This window comes from Streptomyces katrae (assembly GCF_000717655.1).
GTDB classification, from domain to species: domain Bacteria; phylum Actinomycetota; class Actinomycetes; order Streptomycetales; family Streptomycetaceae; genus Streptomyces; species Streptomyces katrae_B.
This window is the reverse complement of record NZ_JNZY01000133.1, coordinates 1-248: the sequence shown is the minus strand read 5'-3', so window position 1 is coordinate 248 and position 248 is coordinate 1. Positions and strand designations below refer to the sequence as shown.

1 protein-coding gene is annotated in these 248 nt (G+C 70.6%); it reads right to left on the bottom strand.

Annotated elements, in window-relative coordinates; genetic code table 11:
• A partial coding sequence (locus IF09_RS46670; protein ID WP_030304490.1) for a transposase occupies positions 1–248 on the bottom strand: 248 nt, incomplete at both ends.

Genomic DNA, 248 nt, shown 5'->3' with positions numbered 1-248 from the left:
CGACCTTGCCCAGGGTGCCCGAGTACTGCCGGGCCACCCCGGGTGAGGCCTTGCCGTCCTTGGGGAAACCGGTGTCGTCCACCACCCACACCTGCGGGCAAACCGCCCGCACGGCCCGCCATGCCAGCCGGGCCCGCACGTCCGCGACCGGCCAGGTCGAGGACGTCATGAACTGCTGCAACCGCTGATGGTCGATTCCGAGGCGTTCGGCCATCGGCTGCATCGACTTGCGCCGGCCGTCCAGCAAC